Here is an 18,661-nt window from a genome sequence, read left to right on the forward strand (position 1 = left end):
TGGTGCGCTCGAACTTACCTTTTGCCATTTTATTCTTCCTTCAAAAAGAACGATTTATCAATAAGATGCCTGCCCCGGCATGGGGCAGGTTTTTTCAGATACCTGGAGATTACTTCGCTTTCGCTGTAACGATCGCGTCGATCACATTCTTCGGTGCTTCAGAGTAGTGCTTGAATTCCATTGTGTAAGTTGCACGACCTTGCGTTGCAGAACGCAGGGAAGTCGAGTAACCGAACATTTCGGACAGTGGCACTTCAGCTTTAATGATTTTGCCGCCGCCGCCTGGAATTTCATCCATACCCTGAACCATACCACGACGGGAAGACAGGTCACCCATCACGGTACCGGCGTAGTCTTCTGGCGTTTCTACTTCAACTGCCATCATTGGCTCCAGAATGACCGGGCTCGCCTTACGGCAGCCGTCCTTGAACGCCATCGAAGCAGCCATGCGGAACGCGTTTTCGTTCGAGTCAACGTCATGGTAAGAACCGAAGAACAGCGTTACTTTAACGTCAACCACCGGGTAACCAGCCAGAACACCGGAATTCAGTGTTTCGATTACGCCTTTTTCTACCGCAGGGATGTATTCGCGCGGAACTGTACCACCCTTGATTGCGTCAACGAATTCAAAACCTTTACCTGGTTCTTGCGGTTCGATCTTCAGAACAACGTGACCGTACTGACCGCGACCACCCGACTGCTTAACGAATTTACCTTCGATTTCTTCGCATGTTTTGCGGATTGTTTCGCGGTACGCAACCTGTGGCTTACCAACAGTTGCTTCCACGTTGAATTCGCGCTTCATACGGTCAACAATAATTTCCAGGTGCAGCTCACCCATACCGCCGATGATCGTCTGACCGGATTCTTCGTCAGTTTTTACGCGGAAAGAAGGATCTTCCTGCGCCAGACGATTCAGTGCCAGGCCCATTTTTTCCTGGTCAGCCTTAGTTTTAGGCTCGACAGCCTGCTGAATCACTGGCTCTGGGAACACCATTTTTTCCAGAGTGATGATCGCGGAAGGATCACACAGTGTTTCACCGGTTGTCGCGTCTTTGAGACCAACTGCCGCAGCGATATCGCCGGCGCGGACTTCTTTGATTTCTTCACGCTGGTTAGCATGCATCTGCAGAATACGACCCAGGCGTTCTTTCTTGCCCTTGATCGGGTTGTAAACGGTATCGCCAGAATTAATCGTGCCGGAATACACGCGGAAGAAGATCAACTGACCAACGAATGGATCGGTCATGATCTTGAACGCCAGCGCTGCGAATTTTTCATCATCAGCTGCTTTACGTGTTGTAGGCTGATCATCTTCATCCGTACCAGCAACCGGTGGAATATCCACTGGGGATGGCAGGTATTCGACCACCGCATCCAGCATGGCCTGCACGCCTTTGTTTTTAAACGCAGTACCGCACATCATCGGAACGATTTCAGACGCGATAGTACGCTGACGCAAAGCCTGCTTGATTTCAGCTTCGGACAAATCGCCTTCTTCCAGGTATTTGTTCATCAACTCTTCGCTGGCTTCGGCAGCTGCCTCAACCATTTTTTCGCGCCATTCAGCAGCCTGATCAGCCAGTTCTGCAGGAATATCACGATAATCGAACTTCATACCCTGAGACGCATCATCCCAGATAATCGCTTTCATCTTGACCAGATCGACTACGCCCAGGAAGTTTTCTTCCGCGCCGATAGGAATCTGAATGGCGATAGGATTGGCTTTCAGACGGGCACGCATCTGCTCGTAAACTTTGAAGAAGTTGGCGCCGGTACGATCCATCTTATTCACGAATGCCAGACGTGGCACTTTGTACTTGTTAGCCTGACGCCATACGGTTTCAGACTGTGGCTGCACACCACCCACTGCGCAATAAACCATGCAAGCGCCGTCGAGAACGCGCATAGAACGTTCAACTTCGATTGTGAAGTCCACGTGGCCCGGCGTATCAATGATGTTGATACGGTGCTCAGGGAAGTTGTTTGCCATGCCCTTCCAGTGGCAAGTCGTTGCCGCGGAAGTAATGGTAATACCGCGTTCCTGCTCTTGCTCCATCCAGTCCATGGTAGCGGCGCCGTCATGCACTTCACCGATCTTGTGATTTACACCGGTGTAGAACAGTACGCGTTCCGTGGTCGTTGTTTTACCTGCGTCGATGTGAGCGGAAATACCGATATTACGGTAGCGCTCAATGGGGGTCTTACGGGCCATAGGATATTCCTAAATCTTTTAATGGACAAAACCGAGCGCAATTTTTTGTGAAAATCGCGCCCGGCCTGATTCAAAATACTTGCCAGAGCCATTGCATAAAAACATACAACAGCTCCCTGCACTTACTCTTAGAAGCGGAAGTGAGAGAAGGCCTTGTTGGCTTCAGCCATACGATGGACTTCGTCACGCTTCTTCATTGCACCGCCGCGACCTTCTGCGGCTTCCAACAACTCACCAGCCAAACGCAATGGCATGGATTTTTCGCTGCGCTTGTTAGCAGCTTCACGCAGCCAGCGCATAGACAGTGCTAAGCGACGGACTGGGCGAACTTCAACCGGAACCTGGTAGTTTGCACCACCAACGCGGCGGGATTTAACTTCCACCAGTGGCTTGGCATTGTTGATCGCCAGAGCAAATACTTCCAGCGGATCTTTGCCGGATTTTTGCTGAATCTGATCAAATGCACCGTAGATGATGCCTTCAGCAACAGATTTCTTGCCGGACAACATCAATACGTTAACAAATTTTGCTACTTCTACATTGCCGAATTTTGGATCCGGCAAAATGTCCCGTTTCGGGACTTCACGACGACGTGGCATTTCTATTCCTTTCAATCTTCAGTTGAGCGTCAGGTAACATTTTTACCGACCCTCGCGGCAGACCATCATAGTCAGCCACTTACTCGACCCATTCCGATCGACACTGAACCGTAAAGCTTACGGTGATTAAATGACGGGTTAATTACTTCTTAGCAGCCTTAGCACGCTTCGCACCATATTTGGAGCGGGCTTGCTTACGGTCTTTAACACCCTGGGTATCCAAAGCACCGCGGACCATGTGATAACGCACACCCGGCAAATCTTTTACACGGCCGCCGCGGATCAGCACGACACTGTGTTCTTGCAAGTTGTGGCCTTCACCGCCGATATACGAAATGACTTCGAAACCGTTGGTCAGACGAACTTTGGCAACTTTACGCAAAGCCGAGTTAGGCTTTTTCGGAGTTGTCGTATAAACGCGGGTGCAAACCCCACGTTTCTGCGGGCTGTTTTCCAGCGCCGGCGATTTGCTCTTAACCACAGCGGAGACGCGTGGCTGGCGAATCAGTTGATTGATGGTTGGCATCGTTTTTAATCCAACAAAATACAACGTTAATACAAACCCGGAAACGGTTGCCCGGGAACTCAAAATCATTTGTCCATGCCTGAAAAATCCCAGACACGCCCGCTCAGGCTGCCTGCTTTTTCAGCACCTTTCTGACCTGATTAATCAGTCAGTCCGGAGCTGGAACACGCAAACCCAAAATCGAGAACTCGCAATTTTATTTGGTATTATCCAGACCTGTCAATGATTTTCGCTTGGCCTGCATGGATGGGAATACGGTCAGGACAGCTTTTCAGGGTATGAAATTTTCCTGAAAAATCAAGTATTTCCGCGTTTTCCGTTCATTTTGGACGCTGCCGGGCGGACGGTGAATCCTGTCGGTGCCGCGGCAGCAATGATTCTCCCTGAAGCGCCTTAAATCATTTATATTTACGCCCTTCTTTCTGACAGGCGCGGGTTGCGGCAGTTATTTGCCGGCAACAGGCCGCCTTATTGGATGCTTTCCTGATATCTGCCATGCGTTCCCTGTTCCGTCCCGGCCCGGCCATATTACTGTTTAGCTATTTATTGCTATCCATCGTGCCCTTTTTTCCCATGCTGCTGGGCAAACCGGTCGGAGATGGCTGGCTGATCGCGGCGACCGAGGCGATCTGCTGGTTGGTGCTGTGGGCACTGTTTCAGCATCCCCGCTGGTTTCATTATGTGTTGCTGCCGGCGATGTGGGCGGTGCCGGTAGAAATTTATCTGCGTTTGTATTTCGGCCAGGGCATTTCAACGCACCATCTGGGGATCATGCTGGAAACCAGCCCGAAGGAGGCTGCCGAATTTTTAGGTTACAAAGCCTGGCTGTTGCTGCTGCTGGCCGTGTCGGTCACAGGCTGGTGGTGGGGGTTGTTGCAGATTGCGCGCCGCCATGATGTGCTGCGCTGGACACACGGCAGCCGCTGGCTGTTGCTGGCACTGTTTGCAGCGGGCGCCGGCGTCTGGACATATGGCGAATATGTCGGGGTGCAGACACAGAAACCGGATGCCGGCATTGCGGCGAGTCAGCAAGAGGATGCGCACGCTGACAATGGCGCCGGCAAAGCCGCTTCCGGCCATGCGCTCAGCAATCCGCTGGTTGAGCAATTACGACTGGCGGCGACCAGGCAGATCGGTCCTTTGCCGCACTGGGCCAGGATTCCGTATGACGACGGTTTGCTGGCGCGCAGCTGGCCGTTCGGGTTGGCATTGCGGATTGCCGATTTCTGGCACGAACGGCAATATCTGCATGATCTGGCGGAAAAAAGCCGCGCCTTCCGCTTTAATGCACATCTGCAAGGTGATCCGAATCTGCCGCAGACGGTGCTGATGGTGATCGGTGAATCATCCCGTTTTGACCGCTGGCAGATTAATGGCTATGACAGGGAAACCAACCCGCTGCTGTCGCTGGAAGAAAATCTGGTCAGTTTCAGCGATATGGTCAGCGCGGTGTCCGCCACCCGTCTTTCAGTTCCGATTATTGTGTCGCGCAAGCCGGCAGCGCAGAGTCTGAAAGCCGGCTTTGCCGAAAAATCTTTTCTGACTGCTTTTAAGGAAGCCGGATTCAAAACCTTCTGGATTTCTAATCAGATGAGCTTTGGTCAGTTTGACACGCCGACTTCGGTTTTTGCGAATGAGGCGGATGTCACGCAGTTCCTGAATCTGGGTGGGTTTACCAATAACTCCAATCTGGACGATGTGCTGCTGGAACCCATGAGCCGCGCATTGCAGGATCGTGCGCCGAAAAAGCTGATCGTGCTGCATACGCTGGGCAATCACTGGAATTACAGTCACCGCCACCCCGGAGAATACGATCACTGGAAGCCGTCGCTGTACGGTATCGACAATCCGGCTTATACCGATCTGAAAAACAAGGAAGCGCTGAACAACAGTTACGACAATTCGATTCTGTACACGGACTGGATTTTGTCGGAACTGATCCAGCGCCTGAAGGCCAGCGATCAGATCACATCCATGATGTACGTGTCCGATCATGGACAGACGCTGTATGACGGTACCTGCAATCTGGCATTTCATGGACATAACACGCAGTATGAGTTTCACATTCCGGCATTCATCTGGTATTCCGACGCCTATCAGCAACTATATCCGGAAAAGATCAAACAGTTGCAACTGCACCGGAAATCCCGCCTGTCGACTGAAAATGTGTTTCACACGCTGCTCGACATGGGCAATGTGCGCTATCCCGATGAGCGTCTGGAATGGAGCATCCTGAACAGGAAATGGCGTGCCCACACCCGCTATGTCGACAGCTACGGCTGGAGTAATTATGACAATGCCAGCTTCCGCAGCGACTGCCGTGAAGTCATCGATAGGAAAACGCCGCTGCAGCAGGAGAAATAAAGCGGCGCCGCTGTCGTCACCGGTCGTCGCCGATCTCGCATACCTGTCAATGCAGGACTACATGACGATGCCGTAAGCATCCGATTGCCGGATGAGGCGGCTTTCGGGATGACTGAAAACAGGAATATACTCCCCCCAGTATATTTTCAAGCCCTTTATTTATTTGGGCGACAGCCCATTTTTTTATGGATACTCCCTGATTATTGATTCAACCCAGGAAGATCTCCGGCGCCGGAGGTGAATAATCCGGATGCGATTGGCGGCATTTGCTTCATTGCAGCAAAAGCATGATCTCGCGTACACTCATGGGATGCGATCTGTGACCTCTCCCACTCTGCGTATCAGCCAGTCAAGTCCGGCGACAGTGACTATCTCCGGCGACTGGACCGTGCATGCGCTGACCGACGGACATTGTCTGCACAATCTGCATGCTGAGCTGCTCAGCTGCCAGCAACGCAGCGACCCGATCTGGGATTTATGCGGCGTCAATGCGCTCGATCATACCGGCGCGCAGGTGCTGTGGCATGCCTGGCAATGCCGGCGCCCGGCACAGCTGCGGGTACATGCAAACCATCAGGGAATTTTTGAACGGCTGGAGCAGGTCAGCCAGCGTCCGCTGCCGAAGCCACCGAAACAGCGGCTCAACAGCATCATGCAACTCGGCATGGTGATGCTCGGTTTCTTCAGTCATGCGCGCGACCTGCTGACCCTCTTGGGACAGCTGATTTTTGATCTGGGCCGTTTCCTGCGCCATCCGCTGCGCGGCCCCTGGAAGGAGCTCTCCGCCAATCTGTATCGCATGGGTGCGCAGGCGCTCGGCATCACGGCGCTGGTCGGCATCCTGATCGGCATCGTGCTGTCTTATCTGTCGGCGCAACAGCTGCGTACTTTTGGCGGCGATCTGTTCATCGTGAATATTCTCGGCATGAGTATTATCCGCGAGCTGGGGCCGATGCTGGCGGCGATTCTGGTGGCGGGCCGTTCCGGTTCCGCCATCACGGCCCAGCTCGGCGTCATGCGGGTCACCGAAGAGCTCGACGCCATGAGGGTCATGGGTATTCCGCACGGCTTCCGGCTGATCATGCCGAAAGTACTGGCGCTGGCGCTGGCCATGCCCTTGCTGGTGATCTGGACCGATGTGATGGCGCTGATCGGCGGCATGATTTCGGCACAGGCGCTGCTCGGTATGACGCCGGAATTTTTCGTTTATAAATTGCCGGAAGCGGTGCCGCTGCTGAATTACTGGATCGGCCTCGGCAAAGGCGTTACGTTTGGTATCCTGATTGCACTGATCGCCTGCCACTTCGGCCTGCGTATCGAACCGAACACCGAGAGTCTCGGACGCGGCACCACCGGTTCGGTAGTCATTGCAATTACTGTCGTGATTATCGCGGATGCGGTGTTTGCCATCATTTTCAGCAAGGTGGGTTACTGATGGATGTGGATCATGTCATCGAAGTTGAGGATCTGCGCACCCAGTTTGGCCGCGCCGTGGTGCATGACCATCTGAACCTGAATGTGCGGCGCGGTGAAATCCTGTCCATCGTGGGTGGCTCCGGCACCGGAAAAACCGTGCTGATGCGGCAGATGCTGGGGCTGGAAATACCGCGCCGCGGCACTATCCGGGTACTGGGCGAAGACCTGCATGCCTCGCAGTCAGCGCATTTCGATGAACTGCGCAAACGTTCCGGCATGCTGTTCCAGCATGGTGCGCTGTATTCGGCGCTGAGCGTATTCGACAATATTGCGCAGCCGATGCGGGAATTGCGCAAACTGCCGCCAGCGCTGATCCGCGACCTGGTCTATCTGAAACTGCATATGGTGGGTATCAGCTTTGAACACGCGCAGAAAATGCCGGCCGATTTATCCGGCGGCATGATCAAGCGCATTGCGCTGGCGCGCGCGCTGGCGCTCGACCCGGAGCTGCTGTTTCTCGACGAACCGACCGCCGGGCTCGACCCCGACCGCTCCGATAGTTTTGTCGGGCTGATCCAGTCGCTGCATCAGCAGCTACGACTCACCGTCGTCATGGTCACGCATGATCTGGATAGCCTGTTTGCGCTTTCCAGCCGGATCGCGGTACTGGCTGAAAAAAAAGTAATCGTGGTCGGCACACCGCAGGAAGTGGTGCAGTTCGATCATCCGTTCATACAACGCTTCTTCCTTGGCGGCCGTGGCCGGCGCGCCATGGAAGTTCTGTCCCCTGTTCCATATTGGGAAAATTAGGAAAGCCATGGAAAACCGTTCACATGCCCTGATTGCTGGCTTATTCACCCTAGCGCTGATCGTGCTGGCAACCCTGCTGGCGATCTGGCTGGGACGCGATAAAATCCAGCGGGTCCCTTACATAATCGTGACCAAAACCGCCGTTTCCGGCCTGAATCTGCAGGCGGCGGTGCGCTATAAAGGTATTAAGGTCGGCAATGTCACCGACATCGATTTTGACGCCAGAACACCCGGCCAGATCATCCTGCGACTGGAAGTGCTGCCGGATACGCCGGTAACCCGTTCCACCTTTGCCACGCTCGCGTATCAGGGGGTGACCGGCATTGCTTTTGTGCAGCTCGACGATGATCCGCAATCCACACAAGCTTTGCTGCAGGCGCAGGCCGACGACGCGCCGCCGCGGATTCCGCTGCGTCCCGGCACGCTGCAGACACTGGAGCAGCACGGTCTGGCCATCCTGACCCAGACCGAAGAGCTGACCCGCCGCCTGAACAGCCTGCTGGATCCGCAGAACCAGAAAACCATCATCAGCAGCATTGATAACGTGAACAAGGCCGCGCTCGCCTGGCAGGCAATGCCGGCGCGGCTGGAGCCGGGACTGGCGCAATTGCCGGTCTTGATGAGCGAGACACAGCAGACGCTGCAATCAGTGCATCACCTGTCCGACAATGCCGCCCAACTGAGCCGCAGCCTGACGCAACTCAGCGACCAGCTGCAAACTGCGGACGGGCCGGTCGCCCGCTTTAACACGGCGCTGGACCAGATCAACCGCGGCATCGTCAGCGATACCCTGCCGCGCATCCAGAGCCTGGCCGGCGAGGCGCGCAGCAGCCTGCGCTCACTGAACCGTACTGCCGAGACGCTCAACGAACGGCCGCAAAGCCTGCTGTTCGGCTCTCCGGCAACACCGCCCGGTCCCGGCGAAACCGGTTTTACCGCTCCCCGCTCTGCCTCCCGTTAACTGCAACTGCCCCATGCACGCCATATTCATGAATCCAGCACAGCGAGTAAGGAACACGACCATGTCACTCTCACGTTTCTGCCACGGCGCAACGGCCCTTGTCTTCAGCTGGCTGCTGCTGTTGCTCGGCGGCTGCGCCGGTACAACCGCAGCGCCGAAACAGAGCTACGACTTCGGCGCATTTCAGCAGGCCACCGTGCCGGATACCCGGCTGCAGGTGGTTCTGGCCGAGATCCAGACCACACCGGCGCTCGACAGCAATGCCATGCTGTATCGCCTGAATTATGCCAACGGCCAGCAACTGCAGCCCTATGCGCAGGCACGCTGGGCGATGCCACCGGCGCAACTGCTGGCACAACGGCTGCGCCAGCAGTTTGCAGCACGCGGCAGTCTGCTCGGCAGTCCCGCAGACGGCGTGGATAAGCTGCCGCAGCTGCGCCTGGAGCTTGAGGAATTTTCCCAGATTTTCACCACGCCGGAGCGCAGCCATGCACAACTCAGTCTGCATGCGGTGCTGGTCAAAAACCGCCACGTCATCGCGCAGGGCCATTTTGTGCGGCAAACGCCGTCGGCCACGCAAGATGCAGCCGGTGGCGCACAGGCAATGCAGCAGGCCGCCGACCAGTTGAGCACCGATTTGCTGGACTGGCTCAACAGCCAGCTGCGCCCTTAACAACCCCTGTCCGACCGCTATTGATCCGTGATACCTGAAGCCAATCCGCCCTTGCGCAGCTCGCCATTCGCACGCAGCTGCCTGGTGGCTTATCTGATCCTGATTCTGTACGCCAGCTGGTATCCGTTCACCGGCTGGCAGGCCAATAATCTGTCCGCTCTGCCGGACGTGATCCGCCAATGGCCGCGTTACTGGACCGGATTTGACGCCGGTATCAATGTCGTCGGCTATATTCCGTTCGGCATGCTGATCGTGCTGGCGCTGTATCCCCGTATTCCGCGCTGGTGGGCAGCCTTGCTGGCCAGCGGATTCGGCGCGCTGGTGTCAGCCATTGCGGAACTGGTGCAGTATTTTCTGCCAAGCCGCGTCACCTCATTGCTAGACTTTCTGACCAACAGCGGCGGCGCGATTATCGGTGCCTTGCTGGGTGCGGCACTGACGCCGCTGCTACTGGAAAAGGGACGGCTGCAATTCTTGCGACGGCAATGGATCACGCGGGAATCCAGCCGCGATCTGGTCATACTCGGCCTGTGGCCGATGGCACAACTGTATCCGCAGGCCTACCTGTTCGGACTGGGGCAGATTTTTCCGCTGGCCTCGCAACACCTGAGCGACTGGTTCGATATGGATATCGACTTCAGCGCCATGCTGCTGCACGGCCTGCAACTGACGGCCGAAGAATATCTGCTGGCAGAAACCCTGATCACCGCCTGCGGCTGCACCGGCGCGGTGCTGATCGGGCTGAGCCTGCTGAACCGGCATGCGCCGAAATTCGGGCTGTCTGCCCTGCTGCTGAGTCTGGCATTACTGGCCAAGGCGCTTGCCAGCGCGCTGCTGTTCAGGCCGGAATATGCGTTTGCATGGCTGACGCCGGGCGCAGTCGCCGGCCTGCTGATCGCCATCCTGATGCTGTACGGCTTTTCGTTTGCACCGGTACATGTGCAGAAACGACTGGCATTCCTGATGCTGGCACTGTCGCTGATCGTGCTGAATCTGCTGCCGGACAATCCTTATTTCACCGTCACCATGCAGACCTGGATACAGGGGAAATTCCTCAATTTCAACGGTGCCGCACAGTTTCTGTCGCTGTGCTGGCCATTTCTGGGGATATGGGTGATTTTGCGCCAGCCGCGCCCCGGCTGACACAAGCGGGGAGCGACTTGCAGTATCATATCTGCCTTGCGTGATGCACCATCCGGCCATCAGCATCACAGCAGCACAAGAAAGAATGCCTGACCATGACTGAACCTCTGTATTTTCAAAAACATGTTTTTTTCTGCATGAACCAGCGCGACGATGGCCGCCCCTGCTGCATGGACCGTGGCGCTCAGGCGGCGCAGGAACACGCCAAGCGCCGCATCAAGCAACTCGACATGAACGGCCACGGCAAAATCCGCATCAATAAGGCCGGCTGTCTGGATCGCTGCGATGAAGGCCCGGTGCTGGTGGTGTATCCACAAGGAACCTGGTACACCTTTGTCGACCAGAGCGATATCGATGAAATCATCGATGTTGACCTGATTGGCGGCGGCGTCGTGGAGCGTCTGAAATTACCGAATGCCTGAGCCGGCTGAACACCTGACCCTGGTTCCGATCCCGATTCCCTGTCCGCATGAACGCTCACACTGAACATTTTCTGATCACCGGCGCTGCCGGCGCGCTGGAATGCGCACTCGATCTGCCTGACGGCGACAGCTTTGCCGCACCGCGAGGGCTGGCACTGGTCGCGCATCCGCATCCGCTGTATGGCGGTACCATGGATAACAAGGTGGCGCAAACGCTGGCGCGCACCTTCACCGGCCTCGGCTACGCAGCGGTCCGCATGAATTTCCGCGGCGTCGGCCAGTCGGCCGGCACACATGACGCCGGCATCGGTGAAACCGATGACATGGCAACGCTGCTGCGCCATATGCGCCAGCGCTTTCCCGCTCTGCCGCTGGCGCTGGCTGGCTTTTCATTCGGCACTTTCGTACAGGCCAGGCTGCAGCAAAGGCTGATGCAGGAAGGTGCCGCAGTACAACGCCTGGTGCTGATCAGTGCGGCAGCAGGCAAGTGGGCCATGCCGGATATTCCGGCCAATACCATCCTGATTCACGGCGAGCTGGATGACACCATCCCGCTGTCGGCCGTGCTGGACTGGCTGCGGCCGCAAGATATTCCGGTGACCGTGATTCCGGGTGCCGATCATTTTTTTCATCGCCGCCTGCACCATATCAAGCAACTCGTGACCGGTATGTGGGATACGGCCTGACACGCCATATCAGGGTTGATGCAAGCGGGTTGAATGTTGTCGTCCGACTGTATATTTCTCGCTGCATTTTTTGTATTTTTGTCGTACTTTTTTGTTGTACTTTTTATCCTTAAGCCTCACCCATGAAAAAATTTCTCGCTTCGATTGCTGTATCGCTGCTGACACTGTCGGCTGCTTTTGCACAGACTCTCCCGGCTCCGACCATTGCCGCCAAATCCTACCTGCTGCTGGACGCCACCAGCAATCAGATACTGGCTGCGCAGGAGCCGGATCTCCGGATTGAACCGGCATCGCTGACCAAGATCATGACGGCGTATCTGGTCTTTGCTGCGTTAAAGGAAAAGAAACTCGACTTAAACCAGAGCGTCAACGTATCCACCCATGCCTGGAAAGTCGATTCCAGCAGCTCCAAGATGTTCATCGAACCGAATAAGCCGGTCTCGGTCAATGAACTGCTATACGGCCTGATCGTTCAGTCCGGCAATGATGCCGCCGTCGCGCTGTCAGAAACGGTGGCGGGCAGCGAAGAAGCATTTGCGGTGCAGATGAACCGCGAAGCAGAGCGCATCGGCATGAAGAGCAGCCATTTCGCCAACTCGCACGGTCTGCCCAGCCCGGAAAACTATGCCACTGCCCGCGACCTGTCGCTGCTGGCAGCGCGTCTGATCGCTGATTTCCCGGAGTATTACAAAACTTATTACAGCACCAAGAGCTTCACCTACAACAAAATCACTCAGCCTAACCGCAACCGCCTGCTGTGGCTGGACCCAACCGTTGACGGCATGAAAACCGGCCACACCGAGGCCGCCGGCTATTGTCTGGTGTCAACGGCCAACCGTCCGAACGGCTCCGGCAGCCGCCGCCTGATTTCTGTCATCACCGGTGCCGCCAGCGACCAGATCCGCGCCCAGGAAAGCCTGAAACTGCTGAACTGGGGTTTCCTGAATTTCGATACCGTCAAGCTGTATGATAAAGACCAGGCCGTAGCGACTCCGGAAGTCTGGAAAGGCACGCAGCCGCAAATCAAAATCGGCTTTGACCGCGATCTGTATGTGACTTTGCCCAAAGGCAGCGCCGCCAAACTGAAACCGACGCTGGAACGCAAAGACCCGCTGGTAGCGCCGATTGCACAGAACAGCAAGGTCGGCAGCATGAAGATGATGCTCGATGGCAAACCGGTCGCCGAATTCCCGGTACTGGCACTGGAAAAAGTCGATCAGGCCAGCATCTTTGGACGTGCATGGGATTCGATCCGTCTGCTGCTGAAGTAAAAAATTAACGCCGGTTCAAAGACAGAGCAGATTTACTCTGTCTTTTTTTTATATTGCGCATTACTAGATATTGCTTTTTGATTACAAAAATTTCATTTTAGATTATCATTTTTAACATTATTGATAATTAATTTTCAATATATTCAGTTGTGAAAATATCTCGTAAAAATTTTAATAATTTGAAATTTTGAAAGAAAATATTATGAAACCATATTTGATTTTACTAATCCTCTGTGCATTATCTGCATGCAGTACGATTGATAAACCATCTCCAAATGGCAGCAAAACCGTTTTGGACGATGGTGACTACGTGACCGGCAGTAATCTTCCGCAACGCGGAAAACGCATCCAGACTTTAACGCCGGAACAAGTTGAGGATATGAAACGCGGGGTGACGCAACAAGGAAGAGGTAACTAACAGACCTTCAATTCACAGAAAAACATCTGCCGCCAACGGCACAGGAATTGTATTTGCCAGAATCAGGAACAGGGGAGACCTAACCAGTCTCCTCCTGCTTCACATTAATATGCGATATTTGCATAAGTCCCGCGGTGGATTTATGTAAAAATGCCTTCTTCCCATCCCACTTCCTGTGCAATCATGAACGAAGCTCTCGTCTACCTGAATGGCGCGATGACGCCACTTTCCGAAGCCAAAATTTCCGTGCTCGACCGCGGTTTTATTTTTGGCGACGGCATCTATGAAGTCATTCCCGTCTATGGCCGCAAAATGTTCCGCGCCGATCAGCATCTGGCGCGCCTGTTCCGCAGTCTGGCAGCCATTGGCATTCCAAATCCGCATAGCAAAGAACAATGGCTGACGCTGATCCGGCAGGTGATGGATGCCCACGAATCCGATGACCAGATGGTGTATCTGCAAATCACGCGCGGTGTGGCCAAGCGCGCACATGCTTTTCCGAAAGAGGTGACGCCGACGGTGTTCATCATGACCAATCCTATCGTGCTGCCGTCGGCAGCGGCACGTGAGCATGGTGTGGCCTGCGTCTCAATGGAAGACCGGCGCTGGCTGCATTGCGAAATCAAATCAATTTCCCTGCTGGGCAATGTGCTGGCCGCGCAAAATGCCGCCGAGCATGGCGTGGCCGAGAGCATCCAGTTCCGCGACGGCTACCTCAGCGAAGCGTCGGCGTCGAATGTCTGGATCGTCAAAAACGGCGTGCTGATGGGGCCGCCGAAAGATCACCTGATTCTGGAAGGCATTCGCTACGCGCTGCTCGAAGAACTGTGCGCTGCCACAGGAATTCCGTTTGAAAGCCGCCGCATCACCCGCGAAGAAGTGTTCGGTGCCGACGAGGTGATGCTGTCGTCCGCCACCAAAGAAGTGCTTGCGGTCGTAAGGCTCGACGAGCACACTATTGGAAATGGCGGGCCTGGCCCCATATACCAGAAATTGTATGCGGCTTATCAATTAGCCAAAGCAGCCTGACTGCGGTATTGCCCTGACTGTGTTTCCCTCTTTCCGGGCAGACGGGCAGAGCCGGCTGTCCACGAAAGAAATGGAAACAACATGGAAATGAAACCGATTCCTCCCGAAGAAAGCCTGATCGAATACCCGGGGGAATTCCCGATCAAGGTGATGGGGGCAATGCATGCCGAATTTGCCCAGACGATTGTCGAAGTCGTCACGCTGCACGACCCGACCTTCCACGCCGGAAAGATGGACATGCGTCCGTCCAGCAAAGGCACCTACCTCTCGCTGACCGTCACTGTCTGGGCGACCAGCCGCGAGCAGCTCGACAACCTGTACCGCGAATTATCCGGTCACCCGATGGTCAAGGTCGTCCTGTAAATCTGCACAAACTGTCCTCAGCCGCCGCGCCGCTGCCCTGCCGCGCGGCGTTTTTATTGTCGGGATTGTTAAAATGGCCGACATAAGCAGCTGCATGCGCACCCAACTCACCGCCCGGCCCCACGAACAGAGGCAGACCGATTCAACACTCAGAAATATACTCCCCTCCAGTATAAAAAAACATCCAATGTTTTCAATGAGAACAGAGGTGTTTCTCTTAAGCAGCGGGGGAGTATCCGATATCCTCCGCCTGTTTCGCCTGCGCCACCTCGGCCAGCAGCCATTCCCGGAAAGCGCGCACCTGCGGTTTGTCCAGCGCATGCGCCAGATACACCAGATAGTAGGAAACCGGGCTGGGAATCGTGATATCGAACAAGCGTCGCAACAACCCGGCGCGGATATCCGACTGCACAATCGCATGGCGCGCCAGCGCAATCCCCTGCCCGTCCACCGCAGCACGTGCCAGCATCGAGGAATCCTGAAAAATCAGACCGCCGCTCGGCTCTTCCGCATCCAGCCCCGCCGCCCGGAACCACGGTTCCCACGGTTCCTCGTCACAGCGCAGCAGATGTCCGCGCGCCAGTTCTTGCGGCGTCTCGGGAATCTTGTCCAGACTGTAATGCGGACTGATGACCGGGTAATACCAGTCGCCCATCAGCAACTCGCTGACCAGCCCCGGATAATTACCCAAGCCGAAACGGATGCCGATATCCACCTGTTCCCGCCCGAAATCGCTCAGCGAAGAACTCGACTGCAGGCTGACTTCGAGATCGGGATAATGCTCAATAAACCGCCCCAGCCGCGGTGACAGCCAGCGTGCGGCAAATGACGGCAGAGAAGTAATTCCGAGCCGCTGATGACGGTGCCGGTTTTGCAACAGTTCCGCCGCCTCGGCCAGCGTTTGCAGCGCCTGCCGTATCGTTGCCGCAAACTGCTCGCCATCCGGCGTGATCGCAATCCGCTTGCCATGTCGCGCAAACAGCGCGACGCCCAGCTCCTGCTCCAGCGCACGCACCTGATGGCTGACCGCGCCATGCGTGAGATGTATCTCTTCTGCAGCTTTCGAGAAATTCTGATGCCGGGCGGCGGCCTCGAAAGCGCGTAAAGCGGCCAGATTAGGAAGTTTTCGGAAATCCATTTGCGTGATAACTGACATGTCCAGCGCAAATATTACTGTGAATTTTATTAGCAAGCAAAGCAAAAATTTCTCGTTTTGTTTCTGCTTTGACAGCGCCTAAAATACACTCATTGAAAAATCAACGAAGATTTCTCCTTAAAAATCAAGGATAAATCATTTGTGCTGATTTAATTACCTTAAAGCAAGGAGTCTGGAAATGACAAATAATTTCACAAACCAATCACTCTCTCTACAAGCTGGGGAAACTGTATCCGGCATTTCTGAGCAAGCGCGCCAGATTCGCCTCAGTCGTGGTCGCGTCTGGCTCACCATCGCCGGTGTCGATGCAGATTTCTGGCTGCATGCCGGCGAAACCATGACCATTCCGGCGCACCGCCTGATCGTGCTGGAAGCCGATCAGCAAGACAGCCAGCTCGAATTTTGCAGTGTCAGAAATACAGTAAACACACCGGCAAGCTCCGGCGTTTTGTCTTACATGCAGAAACTGACGCAGAAGTTCACCCAGGCCTGGGCCTGATTGTTTGGCGCGCACCTTCTGAGCGTATGGCCGACTCTGCCCGGAGCCAGCCATACGCCCGGCTACCTGCCAGACGCCACTCTCCTGCCGCATTCAGCAAGTCAAGCGAGTCGAGACAACCCCTTCAGCACAGTCCCGCACTGAAACGGCACTTCCCGGCACTGCAAGAATTACGGCCTGTTCCGGTGCAAAATGTTACACTAGCGCCTTATGCAAGCAGCTCCCACATCCTCTGCCACTCCCCGACTCCTGCATCGCGGCACTGAACCTTACCAGGTCACTTTCGATGCGATGCGCGCCTTTACCGACGCCAGAGATGCCGACACGTCCAACGAATTCTGGGTCGTCGAACATCCGCCGGTGTTTACCCTCGGCCTCGGCGCCGACCGCTCGCACGTGCTGGCGCCGCATGATGTGCCGGTAGTGCAGACCGACCGGGGCGGCGAAGTCACCTACCACGGGCCCGGTCAGGTGGTGATTTACCTCATGATGGACTTACGCCGCAGCCATCCGAAAGCACGCTTGTTCGCGCGCGAATTCGTGCATCAGATCGAACAGGCGGTGATCAACACGCTGGCCACCTACGGCATCGCCGGTGAACGCAAAACCGGTGCGCCGGGCATTTACCTCAGCAGTGGCCCGCATCAGGGTGCCAAGATCGCCGCGCTCGGCCTCAAGGTCCGCGGTAACGGCTGCACCTACCACGGCGTATCCCTGAATGTGAATATGGATCTGGCGCCATTTTCATGGATCAACCCCTGCGGCTATGCCGGCCTTGCTACCGTCGACATGAAAACCGTAGGCGTCGATGCCGCACTTGCCGACGTGCAGGCGACCCTCGCCAGAAATTTGCAAGACCTGTTATCCGTTTCCACCGAAACGCCCTGATTTTTCGATACGCTCCGTACCATGACAACCGAAAATACACCCGCCTCCCCAGACCTGAACCAGCATACCGCGTCAGCCGCTTACGATCCGACCGAAAAACAGAAAGGCGCCAGCAAGACTGCGCGCATCCCGATCAAAATCGTACCGATGGAGCGCCTGCCCAAGCCGGACTGGATCCGCGTCAAAGCCGGTTCACCGACCACCCGCTTCTACGAAATCAAAGACATCCTGCGCGCCAACAAACTGGTCACCGTCTGCGAAGAAGCATCCTGCCCGAATATCGGCGAATGTTTCGGCAAAGGCACGGCCACCTTCATGATCATGGGTGACAAATGCACCCGCCGCTGCCCGTTCTGCGACGTCGGCCACGGCCGCCCTGATCCGCTGGACGTGAACGAACCGCTGAATCTGGCAAAAACCATTGCCGACCTGAAACTCAGCTATGTCGTCATCACCTCGGTTGACCGTGACGATCTGCGCGACGGCGGCGCCGCGCATTTTGCCGAATGCATCTCCAAAATCCGCGAACTGTCGCCGCTGACCCGCATCGAGATCCTGACCCCGGATTTCCGTGGCCGCATGGACCGCGCACTCGAAATCCTGAACATGGCGCCGCCGGACGTGATGAACCACAACCTGGAAACCGCACCGCGTCTGTATAAGGAAGCACGTCCGGGTTCCGATTATGAATATTCGCTGAACTTGCTGAAGCGCTTCAAGGAACAGCATCCTGCTGTGCCGACCAAATCCGGCATCATGGTCGGACTCGGTGAAACCGATGAAGAAGTGCTGCAAGTAATGCGCGACATGCGCGCCCACAACGTCGATATGCTGACCATCGGCCAGTATCTCGCGCCCAGCGGCCACCACCTGCCCGTACGCCGTTACGTGCATCCTGATGTATTCAAAATGTACGAAGAAGAGGCCTACAAAATGGGCTTCGCCCATGCCGCAGTCGGCGCAATGGTACGATCGTCATACCATGCAGACCAGCAAGCGCATGGGGTAGGAACGGATGTGAACAACCAGTAAATAATGAGACAGACCAGTAGATAACGAGACTAATCAGAAGTTAATGAGACAAAATCAGTCTAACTTGTCTACTGAATCTACTAAAAACCCCTTTAATAACAATCCCTTGCCATCAATTTTCGCCTTTCCGAAGGATGAAAATTTTTGGCGAATTGACTGGTTCGGTGTAGTAGTCGCTTTCCCTAATCGA

The 18,661-nt window shown here is 55.4% G+C and carries 19 protein-coding genes; 15 read left to right on the forward strand and 4 right to left on the reverse strand.

Going from position 1 to position 18,661, the window contains the following annotated elements; all coding sequences use genetic code 11:
* Positions 1 to 109: 109 nt before the first annotated feature.
* The 3 genes from fusA to rpsL all read right to left on the reverse strand — a co-directional run bounded on the left by fusA (position 110) and on the right by rpsL (position 3,340).
* On the reverse strand, positions 110 to 2,215 hold the full coding sequence (gene fusA, locus HV832_RS14870; RefSeq protein ID WP_176804649.1) for an elongation factor G: 2,106 nt from the start codon (positions 2,213 to 2,215) through the stop codon (positions 110 to 112).
* Between the two features lie 128 nt (positions 2,216 to 2,343).
* Positions 2,344 to 2,814 carry a 30S ribosomal protein S7 gene (gene rpsG, locus HV832_RS14875; protein WP_176804650.1) on the reverse strand — a complete coding sequence of 157 codons (471 nt, stop codon included), beginning with the start codon at positions 2,812 to 2,814 and terminating at the stop codon, positions 2,344 to 2,346.
* 142 nt (positions 2,815 to 2,956) lie between these two features.
* Positions 2,957 to 3,340: a 30S ribosomal protein S12 gene (rpsL, locus tag HV832_RS14880; RefSeq protein WP_050465777.1), complete on the reverse strand. Its 384-nt coding sequence runs from the start codon at positions 3,338 to 3,340 to the stop codon at positions 2,957 to 2,959.
* 495 nt (positions 3,341 to 3,835) lie between these two features.
* On the opposite strand from rpsL, the gene HV832_RS14885 reads away from it, so the two are divergent.
* The 12 genes from HV832_RS14885 to HV832_RS14940 all read left to right on the forward strand — a co-directional run bounded on the left by HV832_RS14885 (position 3,836) and on the right by HV832_RS14940 (position 14,896).
* On the forward strand, positions 3,836 to 5,704 hold the full coding sequence (locus tag HV832_RS14885; RefSeq protein WP_176804651.1) for a phosphoethanolamine transferase: 1,869 nt from the start codon (positions 3,836 to 3,838) through the stop codon (positions 5,702 to 5,704).
* Positions 5,705 to 6,014: 310 nt separating this feature from the next.
* The gene (locus tag HV832_RS14890) at positions 6,015 to 7,139 is read left to right on the forward strand and encodes an MlaE family ABC transporter permease (protein ID WP_176804652.1); all 1,125 of its coding nucleotides are present in this window, start codon (positions 6,015 to 6,017) and stop codon (positions 7,137 to 7,139) included.
* Complete coding sequence (locus HV832_RS14895; protein WP_176804653.1) at positions 7,139 to 7,930, forward strand: ABC transporter ATP-binding protein; 792 nt, start codon at positions 7,139 to 7,141, stop codon at positions 7,928 to 7,930. Before HV832_RS14890 ends, HV832_RS14895 begins: the two co-directional genes overlap by 1 nt.
* 7 nt (positions 7,931 to 7,937) lie before the next feature.
* Entirely contained in the window at positions 7,938 to 8,891 is a 954-nt protein-coding gene (locus HV832_RS14900) for an MlaD family protein (RefSeq protein WP_176804654.1), read from the forward strand.
* Between the two features lie 61 nt (positions 8,892 to 8,952).
* Positions 8,953 to 9,564 (forward strand): ABC-type transport auxiliary lipoprotein family protein, encoded by a 612-nt coding sequence (locus tag HV832_RS14905; protein ID WP_176804655.1) that lies wholly within the window; start codon positions 8,953 to 8,955, stop codon positions 9,562 to 9,564.
* Between the two features lie 27 nt (positions 9,565 to 9,591).
* Complete coding sequence (locus tag HV832_RS14910) at positions 9,592 to 10,707, forward strand: VanZ family protein (RefSeq protein ID WP_176804656.1); 1,116 nt, start codon at positions 9,592 to 9,594, stop codon at positions 10,705 to 10,707.
* 95 nt (positions 10,708 to 10,802) lie between these two features.
* A complete protein-coding gene (locus tag HV832_RS14915; RefSeq protein WP_176804657.1) occupies positions 10,803 to 11,129 on the forward strand; it encodes a (2Fe-2S) ferredoxin domain-containing protein in 327 nt (108 codons plus the stop codon).
* A 47-nt stretch (positions 11,130 to 11,176) separates the two neighbouring features.
* On the forward strand, positions 11,177 to 11,815 hold the full coding sequence (locus HV832_RS14920) for an alpha/beta hydrolase (RefSeq protein WP_176804658.1): 639 nt from the start codon (positions 11,177 to 11,179) through the stop codon (positions 11,813 to 11,815).
* 122 nt (positions 11,816 to 11,937) lie between these two features.
* Positions 11,938 to 13,086, forward strand: a complete 1,149-nt coding sequence (locus HV832_RS14925; RefSeq protein ID WP_176804659.1) for a D-alanyl-D-alanine carboxypeptidase family protein — start codon at positions 11,938 to 11,940, stop codon at positions 13,084 to 13,086.
* Between the two features lie 202 nt (positions 13,087 to 13,288).
* On the forward strand, positions 13,289 to 13,504 hold the full coding sequence (locus HV832_RS14930) for a hypothetical protein (protein ID WP_176804660.1): 216 nt from the start codon (positions 13,289 to 13,291) through the stop codon (positions 13,502 to 13,504).
* A 183-nt stretch (positions 13,505 to 13,687) separates the two neighbouring features.
* A complete protein-coding gene (locus HV832_RS14935; RefSeq protein WP_176804661.1) occupies positions 13,688 to 14,533 on the forward strand; it encodes a D-amino acid aminotransferase in 846 nt (281 codons plus the stop codon).
* 81 nt (positions 14,534 to 14,614) lie between these two features.
* Complete coding sequence (locus tag HV832_RS14940; protein ID WP_176804662.1) at positions 14,615 to 14,896, forward strand: HP0495 family protein; 282 nt, start codon at positions 14,615 to 14,617, stop codon at positions 14,894 to 14,896.
* Positions 14,897 to 15,113: 217 nt separating this feature from the next.
* On the opposite strand, the gene gcvA is transcribed toward HV832_RS14940, so the two are convergent.
* Positions 15,114 to 16,052: a transcriptional regulator GcvA gene (gene gcvA, locus HV832_RS14945; protein WP_223827365.1), complete on the reverse strand. Its 939-nt coding sequence runs from the start codon at positions 16,050 to 16,052 to the stop codon at positions 15,114 to 15,116.
* A gap of 178 nt (positions 16,053 to 16,230) precedes the next feature.
* Here gcvA and HV832_RS14950 point away from each other — a divergent pair, with 178 nt between their 5' ends.
* The 3 genes from HV832_RS14950 to lipA all read left to right on the forward strand — a co-directional run bounded on the left by HV832_RS14950 (position 16,231) and on the right by lipA (position 18,471).
* Positions 16,231 to 16,551: a DUF2917 domain-containing protein gene (locus tag HV832_RS14950; protein ID WP_176804663.1), complete on the forward strand. Its 321-nt coding sequence runs from the start codon at positions 16,231 to 16,233 to the stop codon at positions 16,549 to 16,551.
* 210 nt (positions 16,552 to 16,761) lie between these two features.
* Positions 16,762 to 17,439, forward strand: a complete 678-nt coding sequence (lipB, locus tag HV832_RS14955) for a lipoyl(octanoyl) transferase LipB (RefSeq protein ID WP_176804664.1) — start codon at positions 16,762 to 16,764, stop codon at positions 17,437 to 17,439.
* 21 nt (positions 17,440 to 17,460) lie between these two features.
* Positions 17,461 to 18,471: a lipoyl synthase gene (gene lipA, locus HV832_RS14960; RefSeq protein ID WP_176804665.1), complete on the forward strand. Its 1,011-nt coding sequence runs from the start codon at positions 17,461 to 17,463 to the stop codon at positions 18,469 to 18,471.
* The last annotated feature ends 190 nt before the right edge of the window (positions 18,472 to 18,661 follow it).

Source organism: Cognatundibacterium oligocarboniphilum, assembly GCF_013377855.1.
GTDB lineage: Bacteria > Pseudomonadota > Gammaproteobacteria > Burkholderiales > Burkholderiaceae_D > Undibacterium > Undibacterium oligocarboniphilum.